Below are 539 nucleotides of genomic sequence, written 5' to 3'. Positions count from 1 at the left end.
CGGCCGCCCCGCAGCGGGTACGCCCGGGACTGCACCTCATGCTCCGGACCCTGGAGCACGTCCCCGCCTTCGTGCTCGGCCGGCGCACCGACGTGCTGGCCGCCAACGCCCTGGCCCGCGCGGTCCTGACCGACTTCGAGGCGCTTCCCGTCCCGCAGCGCAACCTCGCCCGCTACTACCTCCTGGACCCCGAGGCGCGGGACCGCGTCGTCGACTGGCCCCGGATCGCCGCCGAGACCGTCGCCGTCCTCCGGCTCGAAGCGGGCCGCCACCCGCGCGACCGGCGGCTCGCCGACCTCGTGGGCGAGCTGACCGTGCGCTCACCCGAGTTCAGCGCCTGGTGGAACGACCACCGGGTGCTGCGGCGCACCCACGGCAGCAAGTGCTACCGCCACCCCGTGGTCGGCGAGCTCCACTTCGTCTACGAGTCCTTCCAGCCGCCCGGCGACCCCGACCAGACCCTGTGCGTCTACAACCCCGAACCCGGCTCCACCACCGCCGAGGACCTGCGGCTGCTGAGCAGCTGGACCACCCCCGCC

1 protein-coding gene is annotated in these 539 nt (G+C 74.6%); it reads left to right on the top strand.

Annotated features, from left to right (window positions below):
- Positions 1-29: 29 nt before the first annotated feature.
- On the top strand, positions 30-539 hold a 510-nt coding region (locus G5C65_RS38165), incomplete at its 3' end, for an MmyB family transcriptional regulator (RefSeq protein WP_478501628.1).

The organism is Streptomyces boncukensis (assembly GCF_011045075.1).
Taxonomy (GTDB): domain Bacteria; phylum Actinomycetota; class Actinomycetes; order Streptomycetales; family Streptomycetaceae; genus Streptomyces; species Streptomyces boncukensis.
Note: the sequence above shows the minus strand (reverse complement) of the source record. Positions and strands in the feature narration are given on the sequence as shown.